This is a genomic window from Nonomuraea basaltis, assembly GCF_005893125.1.
Taxonomy (GTDB): Bacteria; Actinomycetota; Actinomycetes; order Streptosporangiales; family Streptosporangiaceae; genus Nonomuraea; species Nonomuraea basaltis.
This window is the reverse complement of sequence record NZ_VCJS01000124.1, coordinates 1-15,645: the sequence shown is the minus strand read 5'-3', so window position 1 is coordinate 15,645 and position 15,645 is coordinate 1. Positions and strand designations below refer to the sequence as shown.

17 protein-coding genes are annotated in these 15,645 nt (G+C 70.4%); 11 read left to right on the top strand and 6 right to left on the bottom strand.

Annotated features, from left to right (window positions below):
* Positions 1–30: 30 nt before the first annotated feature.
* From EJK15_RS41785 to EJK15_RS41770, 4 genes are all read right to left on the bottom strand, one after another.
* Positions 31–441: a hypothetical protein gene (locus EJK15_RS41785; RefSeq protein ID WP_138716003.1), complete on the bottom strand. Its 411-nt coding sequence runs from the start codon at positions 439–441 to the stop codon at positions 31–33.
* A gap of 169 nt (positions 442–610) precedes the next feature.
* Positions 611–1,111, bottom strand: a complete 501-nt coding sequence (locus tag EJK15_RS41780) for a DUF1664 domain-containing protein (RefSeq protein WP_138716002.1) — start codon at positions 1,109–1,111, stop codon at positions 611–613.
* 131 nt (positions 1,112–1,242) lie between these two features.
* A complete protein-coding gene (locus tag EJK15_RS41775) occupies positions 1,243–1,866 on the bottom strand; it encodes a hypothetical protein (protein ID WP_240777556.1) in 624 nt (207 codons plus the stop codon).
* A gap of 46 nt (positions 1,867–1,912) precedes the next feature.
* A complete protein-coding gene (locus tag EJK15_RS41770; RefSeq protein ID WP_206061433.1) occupies positions 1,913–2,653 on the bottom strand; it encodes an HAD-IIA family hydrolase in 741 nt (246 codons plus the stop codon).
* A 100-nt stretch (positions 2,654–2,753) separates the two neighbouring features.
* Between EJK15_RS41770 and EJK15_RS41765 the strand changes: the two genes are divergently transcribed.
* The 8 genes from EJK15_RS41765 (at position 2,754) to EJK15_RS41730 (ending at position 11,660) form a co-directional block, all read left to right on the top strand.
* A complete protein-coding gene (locus EJK15_RS41765) occupies positions 2,754–3,941 on the top strand; it encodes a M20 metallopeptidase family protein (protein WP_138715999.1) in 1,188 nt (395 codons plus the stop codon).
* A gap of 2 nt (positions 3,942–3,943) precedes the next feature.
* Positions 3,944–4,909, top strand: coding sequence for a zinc-dependent alcohol dehydrogenase family protein (locus EJK15_RS41760; protein ID WP_138716024.1), 966 nt, complete (start codon positions 3,944–3,946; stop codon positions 4,907–4,909).
* 161 nt (positions 4,910–5,070) lie between these two features.
* On the top strand, positions 5,071–6,891 hold the full coding sequence (locus EJK15_RS41755; protein WP_138715998.1) for an ABC transporter substrate-binding protein: 1,821 nt from the start codon (positions 5,071–5,073) through the stop codon (positions 6,889–6,891).
* Between the two features lie 11 nt (positions 6,892–6,902).
* On the top strand, positions 6,903–7,913 hold the full coding sequence (locus EJK15_RS41750) for an ABC transporter permease (RefSeq protein ID WP_138715997.1): 1,011 nt from the start codon (positions 6,903–6,905) through the stop codon (positions 7,911–7,913).
* On the top strand, positions 7,910–8,809 hold the full coding sequence (locus EJK15_RS41745) for an ABC transporter permease (RefSeq protein ID WP_138715996.1): 900 nt from the start codon (positions 7,910–7,912) through the stop codon (positions 8,807–8,809). Before EJK15_RS41750 ends, EJK15_RS41745 begins: the two co-directional genes overlap by 4 nt.
* A gap of 3 nt (positions 8,810–8,812) precedes the next feature.
* Entirely contained in the window at positions 8,813–9,799 is a 987-nt protein-coding gene (locus tag EJK15_RS41740) for an ABC transporter ATP-binding protein (RefSeq protein WP_240777555.1), read from the top strand.
* Entirely contained in the window at positions 9,796–10,806 is a 1,011-nt protein-coding gene (locus tag EJK15_RS41735; RefSeq protein WP_138715995.1) for an ABC transporter ATP-binding protein, read from the top strand. Before EJK15_RS41740 ends, EJK15_RS41735 begins: the two co-directional genes overlap by 4 nt.
* Complete coding sequence (locus EJK15_RS41730) at positions 10,806–11,660, top strand: GNAT family N-acetyltransferase (protein ID WP_138715994.1); 855 nt, start codon at positions 10,806–10,808, stop codon at positions 11,658–11,660. Before EJK15_RS41735 ends, EJK15_RS41730 begins: the two co-directional genes overlap by 1 nt.
* 2 nt (positions 11,661–11,662) lie before the next feature.
* Here EJK15_RS41730 and EJK15_RS41725 read toward each other — a convergent pair whose 3' ends face one another.
* A complete protein-coding gene (locus EJK15_RS41725; protein ID WP_138715993.1) occupies positions 11,663–12,814 on the bottom strand; it encodes an exo-beta-N-acetylmuramidase NamZ family protein in 1,152 nt (383 codons plus the stop codon).
* Positions 12,815–12,872: 58 nt separating this feature from the next.
* Between EJK15_RS41725 and murQ the strand changes: the two genes are divergently transcribed.
* From murQ to EJK15_RS41710, 3 genes are read left to right on the top strand one after another with little or no spacing between them, the layout of a single operon-like run.
* The gene (gene murQ / locus EJK15_RS41720) at positions 12,873–13,772 is read left to right on the top strand and encodes an N-acetylmuramic acid 6-phosphate etherase (protein ID WP_138715992.1); all 900 of its coding nucleotides are present in this window, start codon (positions 12,873–12,875) and stop codon (positions 13,770–13,772) included.
* 32 nt (positions 13,773–13,804) lie between these two features.
* A complete protein-coding gene (locus tag EJK15_RS41715; RefSeq protein ID WP_240777554.1) occupies positions 13,805–14,893 on the top strand; it encodes a serine hydrolase domain-containing protein in 1,089 nt (362 codons plus the stop codon).
* 4 nt (positions 14,894–14,897) lie between these two features.
* Positions 14,898–15,284 carry a VOC family protein gene (locus EJK15_RS41710; protein WP_138715991.1) on the top strand — a complete coding sequence of 129 codons (387 nt, stop codon included), beginning with the start codon at positions 14,898–14,900 and terminating at the stop codon, positions 15,282–15,284.
* 119 nt (positions 15,285–15,403) lie between these two features.
* Here the strand turns inward: EJK15_RS41710 and EJK15_RS71305 are convergent.
* Positions 15,404–15,645: hypothetical protein (locus tag EJK15_RS71305; RefSeq protein ID WP_206061431.1), on the bottom strand; the 242-nt coding region annotated here is incomplete at its 5' end.

Sequence of the window (15,645 nt, the reverse complement as noted above, 5' to 3'; positions counted from 1 at the left end):
GTTAGGCTACCCGAAGGACATACCGGTCAATTAGTGACATGCGTCCCTCTTCAGGAGCCGGTCGATCTTGATGCCGAGGTCGAGCACCTCCGAGCGGACGGAATCGAACTGATGCGCCATCTCGGCGCGGAGGGCCGCGAACTCCTCGGCCATGTCGAGGCGCAGGTCGGCGTCCTCATCACCGGGCCTCGCAGGCCGGGCGCTCACCTCCCGCCGGACGCCCTCGATCTCGGTCTGGACGGCCGCGAGGTCCTCGCTCAGCTCGGTGCGGGCTTCGGCCAGCCTGGCCTTCAGCGCGGTGATCTCCGACCGCAGGTGTTTGGTCCGGTCGTTGATCTCGCGCAGGAGATCTGTCCGCCAGTCCGGCACCGCGCCGTGCGCGCCCGACTCGAGGTCTGCAACACGGAGCTTCAAGTCGAGAACCTCCGTCTGTACGTCCACACACTCCCGCCTTCTTGCTCTTTTCCGTCATCAGATGATTGCACTCAGTGAGTGATCGTAGCCGCAGGTCGACGCTGGCGGGTTGCCGTTCATCCACATCAGCCCGGGGACCCACGGGCGCCCATGGACACGGCGGAGCCCTCGGCGCATGCCGAGGGCTCCGCGACGACTATGCCCCGATCTTGTCCAGGACCCGGTCCAACTTGGCGTCGAGGCCAGAGACCTTGGCGTCAAGGCTCGAGACCTTGGTGTCAAGGCTCGAGACCTTGGTGTCAAGGCTCGAGACCTTGGTGTCAAGGCTCGAGACCTTGGAGCTGAGGTCGGACACGTCGGACCGAACCGCCGCGATCTCGGAATCCACCTTGGAACTGAGGTGGGACATGTCGGACCGAACCGCCGCGATCTCGGAATCGACGGCAGCGAACCGCTCGCTCATCTCCTTCCGGACGTCCGTGATGTCGGCCTTGACGCCAGCGATGTCGGCCTTCATCCCGGCGATGTCGAGCTGGATGCTCTCCGTCCTGTTGTCGATCTTATGGAGGAGATCTGCGTGCCAATCCAGCTCTTTGGAGTGGTCCGACACCACTCCCCTCCGCCCCTCCATGCCCACGATCCCTTCGAGGAACGTCACGCGCTTCTTCAATCCGTTGATTTCGTGCTCTACGATCACGTGCCCCTCCGTCTAGGATGCTGGAAGGGACCTGGCTACCAACTTTAGCCGGGTCCCACTTTGTGTCAGCACATGATTGCAGACAGTGAGAGGCCGTGTCGGCCGCGCGAGCGACCGCGGGAGTGGTTTTCTTATACCCGGTCTTCGATCTCCCAGATGTGGTCGATGACGTGCCAGGCGATGCGCCGGAGGGCGTACCGGGGAGGCCAGCCGGTGGTGTGGGGCGGCTCCCAGGGGCGGGAGAGGACGTCGGCCAGCTCGGCCCGCAGGGCGTCCCGGTCCGCGAGGGATTTGTACGGCTTGTGCCGCACGCCGACCATCCTGGCGTAGCCGCGCTCGGCCTCCACCACGTGATCCACGATCTTGCTGCGGTCCCGCCCGCCGCCCCGCGGGCCCTTGCGCAGCTCCTCCGGGGAGGCGGCGGCCACCTCGTCGAACAGGTCCCAGGCGGCCCGCACCAGCGCGACGCCGCGCTCGGCCTCCTCCGCGGGCAGCGGCTCCAGGTCCAGGTCGGGCACCGCGTACGGCACGCCGAAGTCGGTGGTCGAGCTGCCCGGCACCCTGGCCACCACCACGGGCTCGCCGGGCGAGAACGGCAGCCCGGCGCGCTCGGCGACGATCCGGTAGCGGGGCACGTATTCCATGAGGCGGTCGATGGCCGCCTCCTCGCCCTTGGCGATCCGGCACCAGCCGGGCCAGTCGAGCGAGCAGGCGAATACCTTCTTGGGGCCGGTCTCCAGGTACAGGCGGGTCATGACACGTGAGCCTCCCATCCATACCTGTCAGCGGCCGTCAGGTTGGTCAGATGAGGTCGATGAGGTCGGCGACCGAGTCGACGACGAGCGAGGGCCGGTAGGGGAAGCGGTCGACCTGCTCGCGCTGGGTGACGCCGGTGAGGACGAGGATCGTGTACAGGCCGGCCTCCATGCCGGACACGATGTCGGTGTCCATGCGGTCGCCGATCATCGCGGTGGTCTCGCTGTGGGCCTCGATGTCGTTGAGCGCGCTGCGCATCATGCGGGGGTTGGGCTTGCCGACGAAGTAGGGGGCCACGCCGGTTGCCTTGGTGATGAGGGCGGCCACGGCGCCGCAGGCCGGGAGCGAGCCCTCGGTGGAGGGGCCGATGGGGTCGGGGTTGGTGGCGATGAACCGGGCGCCGGCCTCGATGAGGCGGATGGCGCGGGTGATCTGGGTGAAGCTGTAGGTGCGGGTCTCGCCGAGCACCACGTAGTCGGGGTCGAGGTCGGTGAGGATGTAGCCGACCTCGTGCAGCGCCGTGGTCAGCCCGGCCTCGCCGACCACGTACGCGGACCCGCCGGGCCGCTGGTCGTGGAGGAACTGGGCGGTGGCCAGGGCGGAGGTCCAGATGGACTCGGCGGGCACGTCGAGCCCCGCTCCGGCCAGGCGCACCGAGAGGTCGCGCTGGGTGTAGATCGAGTTGTTCGTCAGCACCCTGAACTTCTTGCCGGATTCGCTGAGCCGCTTGATGAATTCGTCCGCACCGGGAATCGGCCGTCCCTCGTGGACGAGAACGCCGTCCATGTCGGACAACCAGGAGTCGATCCGCTTACGCTGAGTCACTCGGTCATCGTACCGAGCGCGCCTTGTCGACTTCCGTGCCACTACGTGAACAATGTTCTTCATGTCGTTCACTGAATCCGCGCAGGACATGCGGGACGAGCTCGTCCGGCTCAGGCACTCGTTGCACACGACCCCCGAGCTGGGCCTCCACCTGCCCCGCACCCAGGAGAAAGTGCTGGCGGCGCTGGACGGGCTGCCACTGGAGATCAAGACGGGCACGGCGCTCAGCTCGGTCACGGCCGTGCTGCGGGGCGGCCGGCCGGGGCCCGCGGTGCTGCTGCGGGGTGACATGGACGCGCTGCCCGTGACCGAGAAGAACGACTTGCCGTACGCCTCCCAGCTCCCCGGCCAGATGCACGCGTGCGGGCACGACCTGCACACCGCGATGCTGACGGGGGCGGCGCACCTGCTGAGCGCGCGGCGGGCGGAGCTGGCGGGCGACGTCATCTTCATGTTCCAGCCGGGCGAAGAAGGGCACGACGGCGCCAAGCACATGATCGGCGAGGGCCTGCTCGACGTGGCGGGCGAGCGCCCGGTCGCCGCGTACGGGATGCACGTGGTGTCGTCGATGCTGCCGCCGGGCCTGTTCGCGTCGCGGCCGGGGCCGATCATGGCGGCGGCGGACGTGTTCTGCGTGACGGTGAAGGGGCGCGGCGGGCACGGCTCGAGCCCGCACCGGGCGCTGGACCCGATCCAGGCGGGGTGCGAGATGGTGACGGCGCTGCAGACGATGGTGACCAGGACGTTCGACGTGTTCGATCCGGTGGTGGTGACGGTGGGCAGCTTCCACGGCGGGTCGGCGGACAACGTGATCCCGGACGAGGCCAGGTTCGAGGCCACGGTGCGCACGTTCAGCCAGGGCAACCGGGTGCTGGTCAAGCGGCGGCTGGTCGAGGTGGTGCGGGGCATCGCGGCGGCGCACGGGCTGGAGGTGGAGGCGTCGTTCGGGATGGGGTACCCGGTGACGGTGAACGATCAGGGCGAGGCCGAGTTCGTGGGGCGGACGGCCGACGAGCTGTTCGGGCCCGGGCGGTACTTCGTCTCGCCGCAGCCGGTGATGGGGTCGGAGGACTTCTCGTACGTGCTGGAGGAGGTGCCCGGGGCGTTCGTGTTCCTGGGGGCATGCCCGCCCGGCCTGGATCCGGCCACGGCGCCGTACAACCACTCGCCCGAGGCGCTCTTCGACGACGCCGTCCTGCCGGACGGGGCCGCCCTGTACGCGTCCCTGGCCTTCTCCAGGCTGTCGTGATCATGCGGGCGTGGGCGGTGCGCGAGCCGGGGCCGATGGCGTCCCGCCCGCTGGTGCCGGTCGAGCGGGAGACGCCCTCGCCCGGCCCGGGCGAGGTGCTGGTACGGGTGGAGGCGTGCGGGGTCTGCCGTACCGACCTGCACCTGGCGGAAGGCGACCTGCGGCCGCGGCGGCCGCTCACCTCGCCCGGCCACCAGGCGGTCGGCCGCGTGGAGGGCACGGGGCAGCGGGTCGGCGTGGCCTGGCTGCGGTCCACGTGCGGGACGTGCCGCTACTGCCTGAGGGGGATGGAGAATCTCTGCCCCTCCTCCGCCTACACGGGATGGGACGCCGACGGCGGGTTCGCCGAATATCTCGTCGCGCCCGCCGATTACGTCTATCCGCTGCCCGGCGACGTGCCGGCCGAGCGGCTTGCGCCGCTGCTGTGTGCCGGGATCATCGGCTACCGGGCGCTGGCGCGCTGTGACCTGCCGCCGGGCGGGCGCCTCGGCATCTACGGGTTCGGGGCCTCGGCCCATCTGACCGCGCAGGCCGCCATCGCGCAGGGGGCCACCGTGCACGCGGTGACCAGGTCCGCCGCGTCCCGGCGGCTGGCGCTGGAGCTGGGCGCCGCCTCGGCCGGCGACCGGCCGCCGGAGCCGCTGGACTCGGCCATTCTGTTCGCCCCGGTGGGCGATCTGGTGCCGCCCGCACTGGAGGCGCTCGACCGCGGCGGGACCCTCGCGATAGCCGGGATCCACCTGAGCGATATCCCCGTGCTCGACTACGACCGGCACCTGTTCCAGGAGCGGACGCTGCGCAGCGTGACCGCCAACACCAGGGCCGACGGGCGGGCCTATCTGGAGCTTGCGCTGGCGCACCCGCCCCGTGTGACGATCACGCCCTACCCCTTCGCCGCAGCCGCTCAGGCGCTCACGGATCTGGCGAATGACCAGGTCAACGGGGCCGCCGTGCTGATCATGAGTTGAGATTTTACTTGATGACGCTTAGCTCCACTACGTACACTCATGAAGGAAAGTTACATTAGCCTCACAACCTGTGGAGATTATTGACGCTTCTCTGGCGCGATCGTAATGTCCGGTCAACCCCTACAGATCCTCAACAGGTCCCAGATCCCCCGGAGCGGCAAATGAAGCGACTGGCAGCGGTAGTGGCGTTGCTGGGCCTTGCCACCGCGACAGCGGCGTGCAGTGGTGGTTCCACCAACAAGTCCGGCGGCTCGAGCGGTGGTGGCGGCCTCTTCACCACGATCGACGTGCTCAAGCCCGGTCTCGACGCGAGCGGCCCGGCGAACCCATGGGCGCCCAAGGGCAACTCTTTCCTGGGCTACAACGCGATGAAGCTCGGCTGGGTCAAGAACCACCTGACCGACCCCAACCAGTTCTACCCCGGCATCGCGGCGAGCTGGGAGATCGCGCCCGACAACTCCGCCATCACCCTCCACCTGCAGCCCAACGGCAAGTGGTCCGACGGCAAGCCGGTGACCGCCGAGGACGTCAAGCTGTCCCTCGGGCTGGCCTACACCACCGGCAGCACCGCGTTCGCGGTCACGCCGGGCGCGGCCGGCGCGGCGGCCGAGATCCAGGTCGTCGACGACAAGACGGTCAAGATCACCCAGGACATGGCCAACCCCAGCGCGAAGTTCGCCAGAGGCGTCATGGACAGCTGGGTCGTGCCCGCGCACGTCTGGGGCAGCGTGCTGCCGGCCGACTTCTGGGACAAGCTCAAGGCCTCCAAGGGCACCGGCGACGCGGCCGAGAAGGCACGCGAGGAGATCCTCGCCATCGGCCAGAAGGTGCTGGCCTTCGCGCCGCCGAAGGACGTCTCGGCCGGCCCGTTCGTGCTGGAGCGGGTCAACCCGGGCGAGGCGCTCCTGCTGAAGAACAAGAACTTCTACAACGTCGCGAACGTCGTCCCCGACCAGGTCAAGTTCCTCAACTTCGGCGGCAACGAGCAGCTCTGGAACTACCTGACCGCCGGCAAGCTCGACCACTCCGGCTTCGTCGCCACTCCCACCGACGTGATGAACAGGATCAAGCAGGCGCCCGGCTCCAACCCCATCAAGGGCTTCTCCCCGGTGGCCGTCGGCCTGGCGTTCAACCAGTCGAAGAAGCCGTACGACAACGTGCACGTGCGCCGCGGACTGGCCTACCTGATCGACCGCGACCAGGTGACCAAGGTGGCCTCGCCCGAGGGCGGCACGCCGGCCGTGACGACCTCCGGCATCCACCAGAAGCCCGCGCAGGAGTGGATCGGCGCCGAGCTGACGAACCTGGAGCCGTACAAGCACGACGTGGCCAAGGCCGAGGCGGAGTTCAAGGAGGCCGGCCTGCAGAAGAAGGACGGCAAGTGGGCGCTGGCCGACGGCTCGCCGTGGAAGGTCACCATGCACGCGCCGTCCGGCTTCTCGGACTGGATCTCCGCGCAGGAGAACATCAAGAGCCAGCTCATCGACAACGGTGTCAACGCCGAAGTCGTGACCGTCGCGGACTACCCCGTTTACCTGGAGGAGATCGCGGCGGGCAAGTACGACGCCGGCTTCTGGCTGATGGCGCTCGGCCCCGCGCCGTACGACATCTTCCAGCGTCTCTACGGCGTCTCCAACGGCTGGACCAACGTCGCCGGCAAGGTCGCGCACAGCGCCCCGGGCAAGGGCGGCAACTGGATGGGCAGCGCGGAGGAGATCGACGTCGAGGGCGTCGGCAAGGTCAACCCCGGTGAGCTGACCGCCAAGCTGAACGCGGGCTCCGCCGAGGAGGCCAAGCCGATCATGGCGCAGCTGGCCAAGACCGCCAACCAGGACCTGCCCGCGATCCAGCTGTGGGACTACGTGAACACGCAGTTCACCAACACCACCCGGTTCACCGGGTGGCCCGAGCAGGACAGCGACCTGCTGCGCCTGCCCGCCGGGGTGTGGATGCAGCTCGGCATGGTCAAGAAGAAGCAGTAGAGAAAGAGTCTATGACGGTAATCGCACGGCGACTCGCGGGCCACCTGGCCCGCGGGGTCGTCATGATCCTGGTCGTCGCCACGATCAGTTTCTTCATCGTCAGGAGCATTCCGGGAGACCCGGTCGCCGCGCACGTGCAGAAACTGATCGAGCAGGGCATGGCGCCAGAGGCGGCCGAGCAGGCCACGCGCGTGCTGTACGGGTTCCAGCCGAAGGGCTCCCTCTGGGAGCAGTACGTCGACTACATGGTCGGCCTGCCCACCTTCGACCTGGGCCAGTCGATCACGCACGCGGGCGCGCCGGTCACGCAGGTGCTGGGCGAGGCGGCCAAATGGACCGTTCTACCGGTCCTGGCGGGAACGCTGCTGAGCTTCCTGGTCGGCATCATCTTGGGCGTGTACGCGGCCATCAAGCGCTCCGGCAAGCTCGGCGACGTGCTGGCGGTCTCCGGATCGCTGCTGCACGGCGTGCCGCAGTACGTGCTGGGCCTGCTGCTGACCGCGATCTTCGCCACGCTCATCCCGATCCTGCCTGCCGAGGGCCCGGTGGACATCCTGTACGAGCCCGGGTTCAACGCCGGATACCTCGGCTCGCTGGCCGGACACGCGGTGCTGCCGGTGGCGACGTACGCACTGTCGGCGTACGGCGGCTGGATCCTGGCGATGAAGTCGAGCGTCGTCACAGTGCTCGGCGACGACTTCATCCTGGCCGCGGAGCTGCGCGGGATGAAGCGGTCGATCATCTTCAGGTACATCGCGCGCAACGCGATCCTGCCGCTGTTCACGATCCTGGCGCTGTCGATGGGCCTGCTGCTGGGCGGCGCGGTGTTCATCGAGCGGATCTTCAACTACCCGGGGCTGGGACTGTTGCTCCTGGAGAGCATCACGATGCGCGACTACGCGCTGATGGGCGGGGCGTTCCTGCTGATCACGGTGGCCATCATCGTGGCGAACATCCTCGCGGACCTGTTCTACAGCGTGATCGACCCGCGCGTGCGCAGCGGTGAGGAGGTGTCCGCATGAGCGTTCTGCTGGAGAGCTCCTCGACGAGTGCCGCAATGCGCCGCAACTTCTGGTCGGGCGTGTGGCGGGTGATGAAGCGCAAGCCCAGCCGCATGGTGGGCGCGGTGCTCATGCTCGGGTTCGTGTTCATGGGCGTGTTCGGGCCGATGCTCTATCCGGACCCGCTCCCCCGCGACACGAACCAGCTCACCAGGCCGCCGAGCTGGCAGCACTGGCTCGGCACCGACGACCAGGGCAGGGACGTGGTGGCCTTGGTGGTCACCGGGTCTCGGTACGTGCTGCTGGCCGCGCTCGTGACCGCCGTCATCACGGTGGTGGTGGGCACCGGGATCGGGCTGTTCTCCGGCTTCAAGCGGGGCCGCTGGGACACGGTGCTGATGCGGCTGACCGATATGAAGCTGACCATCCCCGGCCTGCCGCTGCTGCTGGTGCTGTCGACCGTGTGGAAGTTCAGCAGCGCCGTGCAGATGGGCCTGGTGCTGGGGCTGCTCAGCTGGGGCGGCGTGGCGCGGGCGGTGCGGTCGCAGACGCTGTCGCTGCGCGAGCGGGGGTTCATCGAGGCGGCGCGCGGGCTCGGGCTGCCCACAACGCACATCATCGGCAAGGAGCTGCTGCCGAGCATGGCGCCGTACATCGCGATGAACATGCTGATCGCGATCACCGGCGGCGTCTACGCGCAGGTCGGGCTGTTCTTCCTGGGCGTGCTGCCGTACGAGTCGAACAACTGGGGCCAGATGCTCAACACGGCCGTGTTCCGCTCGGGCGCGCTGACCGTGCCGAGCGCGCTCGGCTTCCTGATGGGACCGCTGCTGGCGATCCTGCTGCTGACACTGGCCATCGTGCTCGTGGTGGACGCCATGGACGAGATCTTCAACCCCCGGCTGCGCGAGGAGTAAAGCGTGACGAAACAAGCGCCGGGAGTGCGCATCGGCGGCCTCACGGTCGTCTACAAGACCCCCGCGGGCGAACTGCCCGCCGTCAGAGACGTGAGCCTGACCCTGGAGCCGGGCACGATCACCGGCATCGTCGGCGAGTCCGGCTCGGGCAAGTCCACGCTGGCGCTGTCGCTGCTGAACGCGGTGCAGCCGCCGGGCAGGATCGCCGCGGGCAGCGTGGAGATCGACGGGCTCGGCGACGTGGCCGGCCTCAAGGGCGAGCAACTGCGCAAGGCCCGCGGCAAGCACATCGGGTACGTCTTCCAGGCCGCCCAGAACTCGCTCAACCCGCTCAAGACCGTCGGCAAGCAGCTGCTCGACCTGGGCCGCTCACACGGCGTGGACGACCTGCGGGGGCTGGTGCGCGAGGCCAGGGAGCTGCTCGGCCGGATGGGGCTGGACGGCGCCAGGGTGCTCGACTCGCACCAGCACGAGCTGTCCGGCGGCATGCGGCAGCGGGTCGGCATCATGCTGGCCCTCGTGCTCAACGCCCACCTGGTGGTGCTGGACGAGCCGACGACCGCGCTCGACATGATCACGCAGGCGAACATCCTGAAGATCGTGCGCGAGGTGCACCAGGAACGCGGGCTGACCACGCTGGTCATCACGCACGACATCGGCGTCGTGGCCGAGGTGGCCGACCGGCTGGCCGTCATGTACGGCGGCCGCCTGGTCGAGCAGGGCCCGACCAGGCAGGTGCTGGGCGCGCCGCAGCACCCGTACACGCGGGGGCTGATCAAGGCCATTCCACGGCTGGTCGGCGACATCGACGAGGCGCAGGCGCTGCCAGGGCGGCCGCCGACGCTGGCGACCGTGCCGGTGGACGGCTGCGTGTTCAGGGAGCGCTGCCCGCTGCGCATGGACGTGTGCGACACCGTGGACCCCGAGGCGCATGCGGACGGGTCGCGGATCGTGGCCTGCCATGCCGTGACCGTGAAGGAGCACGCATGATCACCGGGACTGGCATCGTCAAGACGTTCAAGCAGCGGGGCAAGGTGCTCGCCGCCAGGGACGTCCAGGCGCTGCGCGGGGTGGACTTCGCGATCCCGAAGGGCGGGGCGGCCTCGTTCATCGGCGAGTCCGGGTGCGGCAAGACCACGCTGGGGCGCATCATCGCGGGGCTGGAGACGTACGACGCGGGCGAGATGATCATTGACGACGTCACCCTGTCGTCGCTGAAGCCCAAGCAGCGGCAGCCGCATTTCCGCAAGATCCAGCTCATCCACCAGGACCCCTACTCGGCGCTGAACCCGACCAGGACCGTCCACCAGACGCTGTACGCGCCGCTCAGCCTGCGGGCCAAGCAGACGGGCCGGTCCGGGTCATGGATCGAGGAGCGGGCGGCCGAGGTGCTGTCGCTGGTCGGGCTGGACCCGGGCTCGGTGCTGTCGCGCTACCCGCACCAGCTGTCCGGCGGCATGCGGCAGCGGGTCGTCATCGCCCGGGCGCTGACGGTGGACCCGGAGATGCTGGTCGCGGACGAGGCCGTCTCCATGATCGACGTGTCGCTCCGGCTCGGCATCCTGGCGCTGCTGAAGGACCTGCGCGAGCGCCTCGGCGTCAGCGTGCTGTTCATCACGCACGACGTGGCCACGGCCCGCTACATCGGCGGCGACGGCGAGCTGTACGTGATCTACCGCGGCCAGGTCGTCGAGCGCGGCCCGGTGGACACGGTCATCGCCGACCCCGTGCACCCGTACACGCAGGCGCTGCTGTCGGCCATTCCGGTGCTGCACGGCCTGGAGCAGCCGGGCGAGCAGCCGGTGGCGCCGCTGGAGTCGCTGGACGAGAGCCAGGCCGACGAGGGCTGCCTGTTCGCCCGCCGCTGCCCGTTCCGGGGCGAGCGGTGCACGAGCGAGCGGCCGCTGCTGCAGCTGACGGAGGGCGTGCCGCAGGAGCACGCGTGCTTCTACCCCGAGCGCCGCAGCGTGATCGCCCGCCCGATGAGCGAGGTGTGATGACCCACGCAGTGCGGGCCGCGGAGCTCGCCGAGGCGGCGGGCGTCGCCGAGGCCGCGCTGACGCTGGACGCCGGGGAGGGCGCCGCCCTGGTGGAGCGGCTGTCGCGGCCGCCCGCCGACCGGCGGTGGACGGCGCTGGCAACGGACGGCGGAGTCGTGCTGGCGTCCATGTCCGCCCAGGACCCGGCCGCCGGGCACGTCGACCTGCTGGCCGTGCACCCCTCGGCGCAGGGGCAGGGCCGCGGCCGGGCGCTGGTGCTGGCGGCCGAGGAGTGGCTGCGCGGGCAGGGCGCGCGGCAGGCGCGCTTCGCCGGGAACCCGCCGTGCTATGCCTGGCCCGGCATCGACGTGCGCTACACCGCCGCCGCCTGCCTGGCCGAGAGCCTCGGCTACGAGCGCTACCACGTCGCCTGGAACATGACGGCCGACCTGAGCGGCGACCTCTCCGTCGAGGAGGACCTCCTGCGCCTGGAGAAGGCCGGGGTGGCCGTGCGCGCGGCGGGCGGTGACAGGGAGCGGGTCGCCGCGTTCGTCGCCGAGCACTGGAACGAGCGGTGGGCCTGGGAGGCGGTCAACGCGGCCGGGCTGCACTACGCCGAGCGCGACGGCGCGATCCTGGCCTTCGCCGCCTGGGGGGCGCGCCCGGCCTGGTTCGGGCCCATGGGCACCGCGCCGGACGCCCGCGGGCTGGGCCTCGGCCAGGTGCTGCTGCGCAGGTGTCTGGCCGAGCAGCGGGCCGCGGGACAGACCGGCGCCCAGATCGGATGGGTGGGGCCGTTGCGGTTCTACTCGCGGGCCGTGGGGGCGCGGGCGGAGCGCGTCTTCTGGCTCTACCGGCGCGACCTGGCGTGATGTCACTCGTAGGTGCAGACTCCGCTACCCGCGGTGGGCCGCTGAACGCGGCCGCCGTAGAGCAGCCGTCCCTCAGGGTGCCCCGGCGGCGGGCACAGGTCGCGGGGGTCCTCGCCGGCCTCCAGGCGGCGGGTGAGCGTGCCGGAGCCCCACAGATCGTCCATGAACTCCAGCAGGCGCAGGTCGTCCGGGTAGAGCGTGCGGGCCACGTGCAGCATCGACAGGCCGGTCAGCACCGGCCGGAACGCGTCCCGGTCGTGCACGTGGAGCTGGACGCCGCGCACGGGGGTGCCCGCGTGCTTGTGGAACGTGGGCGTGAACCACGCCTCCCTGAAGCGCACGCCCGGCAGGTGGAGCGCGGCCAGGGCCGGGGCGAACCGCTCGTCCGCATATGGCGCGCCGATCAGCTCGAACGGCCTGGTCGTGCCGCGCCCCTCGGAGAAGTTCGTGCCCTCGAACAGCCCTGTGCCCGGGTAGACCAGCGCGGTGTCCGGGGTCGGCATGTTGACCGAGGGCATCACCCAGGGCAGCCCCGTCTCGGCGTACGTCATGTCGCGCCGCCAGCCCTCCATCTCCACCACGGTCAGGTCCACGTCGAACCCGAACAGCAGCGCCAGCTCCCCCGCCGTCCTGCCGTGGCGCACCGGCACGGGGAACCGGCCCACGAAGCTCGCGAACGCGGGATCCAGCAGGGGGCCCTCGGTCACGGTCCCGCCGAGGGGGTTGGGCCGGTCCAGCACCACGAACCGCAGCCCCAGCCGGGCGGCCGACTCCAGCAGGTCGTACATGGTCCACACGTAGGTGTAGAAGCGGGTCCCCACGTCGGCGATGTCGAAGACCAGCGTGTCCACGCCGGAGGCCGCCACCACCCGGTCGAGCGCCTCCCCCGAGAGCTTGTGGATGTCGTGGACCGGCAGGCCCGTCCGCTCGTCCACGGTGCCGCCCTCGCTGCCGTCCGCCTGGGCGGTGCCGTGCAGGCCGTGCTCGGGGCCGAACATGGCGGTCAGCCGCACTCCGGCGGCGAGCAACGCGTCCGGGGTGGGGGTCAGGTCGGGCAGGACTCCGGTGGGGTTCGTGACGAGGCCGAGGCGGGTACCTCCGGCGAGCGCCGGATCCGCGGCCAGCCGTTCGGCTCCGGTACGCACAGGTGTCATACAGCCATTGTGCTGAAACATATTTACAAGAAGGAAATAGAAGGTGGAAATTAGCGTCATGATTGATCCGCTACCCGAGCTCTCCACCGAGCAGAGCGATCCCCGCTACAGCCAGATCGACCGGCTGCCGACGGAGCGGATCGCCCGACTGATGAACCAGGCCGACGCCGCCGTGCCGGCCGCCGTCGCGGTGGCCATACCGGCCATCTCGGAGGCCATCGACGCGATCTCCGCCAGGATGGCAGACGGCGGCCGGCTGCTGTACGTCGGCGCCGGCACATCGGGACGGCTCGCCGTGCTCGACGCCAGCGAGTGCCCGCCCACGTTCGGCACCGACCCCTCGCTGGTGCAGGGCATCATCGCCGGCGGGCCCGACGCGCTCACCCGGTCCGTCGAGGGTGCGGAGGACGACCCCGAGGCGGGCGCCGCCGCCATGAAGGACCTGGAGGCCGGCCCGCTGGACTCGGTGGTGGGCGTGTCCGCCAGCGGGCGGGCCCCTTTCGTGCTGGGCGCGCTGGTGGAGGCGGCCGGCCGCGGCGCGCTCACCGTGGGCCTGTCGTGCAACGATGGCGCGCCGCTGTCCGCGGCCGCTGAGCACGCGATCGAGGTGGTCGTGGGCCCGGAGGTGGTGACCGGCTCGACGCGGCTGAAGGCGGGCACGGCCCAGAAGCTCGTGCTGAACATGATCTCCACGATCTGCATGGTCAAGCTCGGCCGCACATACGGCAACCAGATGATCGAGATGTCGGCGATGAACCACAAGCTGGCCGCGCGGGCACTGCGCATGGTCAGCGACATCACCGGCGCCGACCAGGACACGGCCGGCGCGGCGCTGGACGCGGCGGGCGGGCAGGCGAAGGTCGCGGTGCTGATGATCCAGCACGGGCTGGACGCGGACGGGGCACGAGCGCTGCTGCAGTCCCACGGCGAGCGGCTCAACGACGCGCTGAGCGGCTGAGGGGCACACCAGGGGACGGGGAAGTTTCGGGGATGTCCGATCGGCTGGAACGGCCCACGGGGATGTCCGATCGGCTGGGGGCGATCCTGGCGGACGTGGTGCCACGCGTGTGCTCGGCGGCGGTCACGCTGATCGCCGTGGACGGCTCCGTGGCGGCCGCTGCCGCGACCGGCGAACTCGTCCGGTACGCCGCCGCCGAGGGGACCCTGGCGGCCGAGCGCCCGCCCGCGGAGCATGACTCGATCTTCGACCTGGCCTCGATCAGCAAGCTGTTCACCACGGCCGTCCTGCTCTCACTGGCCGAGCAGGGCCGCGCCGCCCTGGACGAGCCGGCGGCCTCCTGGATCCCCGGGCTGGACCGGCGGATCACCCTGCGCCGGCTGCTCACCCACACGGCGGGCCTGGCCCCGACCCGCCGCATCGACCTGGAGCTGCCCAGCGCGGACGCGACCGGGCGCATGGCCGCGATGCTGGCCACGCCGATCACCCACCCGGTCGGCGGGCCGTACCTCTACAGCGACGTCGGCATGGTCATGGCGGGCCGGATCGCCGAGCTGGCCGGCGGCGCCCCGCTCGACGCGCTCGTGCGCTCCCGCGTCACGGACGTGCTCGGCCTGGCCGACACCGGCTACCGGCCGCGCGCGCTCCCGCGGATCGCCGCCACCGAATGGAAGCCGGAGCGCCCGGGACCCGGCTGCGTACGCGGCGAGGTCCACGACGAGACGGCCCACGCGCTGGGCGGCGTGGCCGGGCACGCCGGGGTGTTCGCCACGGCGGCCGACCTGCTGGCCTTCGGCGAGGCGCTGCGGCTGGGCGGCGGGCCCGTGCTGCGGCCGGAGAGCGTGGCCGAGATGGTGCGCGACCAGGGCGCCGAGGGCGCCGCCTTCCGCCACGGGCTGGGCGTGCGGATCGGCGATCCGGCCATCATCGGCCCGCTGGACGGCGCGTACGGCCACTCGGGGTTCACCGGCACCTCGCTCGTGATCGATCCCGCGCGCCGGCTCACCGTGGTGCTGCTGACCAACGCCGTCCATCCCGTACGGGGCCGCGACGGCATCCGCGGCCTGCGCCACGCGGTGGCCGCCGAAGCGCTGCGCCTGGCCGCCCCCGGAATAGCCTGAGTACATGGCAGTCCATCTCAACCACACCATCGTGCCGGCCAGGGACAGAGACGAGAGCGCCGCCTTCCTCGTCGACGTGCTCGGACTCGACCCGGCGCCGGTCTACGGGCCGTTCCGCGTCGTCTCGCTCGGCAACGACGTCTCGCTCGACGTGATGCAGGCCGACGGGCCGGTGCCCACGCAGCATTACGCGTTCCTGGTCAGCGAGGAGGAGTTCGACCAGATCTGGGGACGGATCAAGGAGCGCGGGCTCACGTACTGGGCTGACCCGGGCCACCGGCAGGCGGGCCGGATCAACACCAACGACGGCGGCCGCGGCCTCTACTGGTCCGACCCCAACGGCCACAACCTGGAGATCATCACCGTGCCGTACGGCGGCTGGCCGAGCTAACGCGATGCGGGCTCCCGCAGCCGGCCTCGACGCCTAGCGGTAGTTCGTTGTGTGGGGCCAGCTCGGTGCTCGGGACCGGTGAGAACGGCGGGACGGGGTTGTCAGGCAAGTAGCTCACGTCAGTCGAGGCCGAGCTTGGCGCAGCTGATGGCGATGATGCGGTGGCTGGTGGACGAGCCGATGCCGGCGCGGTCGCGTCGGCCGGAGGCGACGGCGCGGTATCGCAGCGAGGGCACCGCGAACGCGATCATGGGGACGGTGGGTGGGTTCCTGTCGTTCCCCGTCAAGTCTGCGTGTTGAAGTTCTTGTCCGGGGTCGAGGAACGCGAGGACAGCCATGGACGGTGAGAGGATCAGGTGCG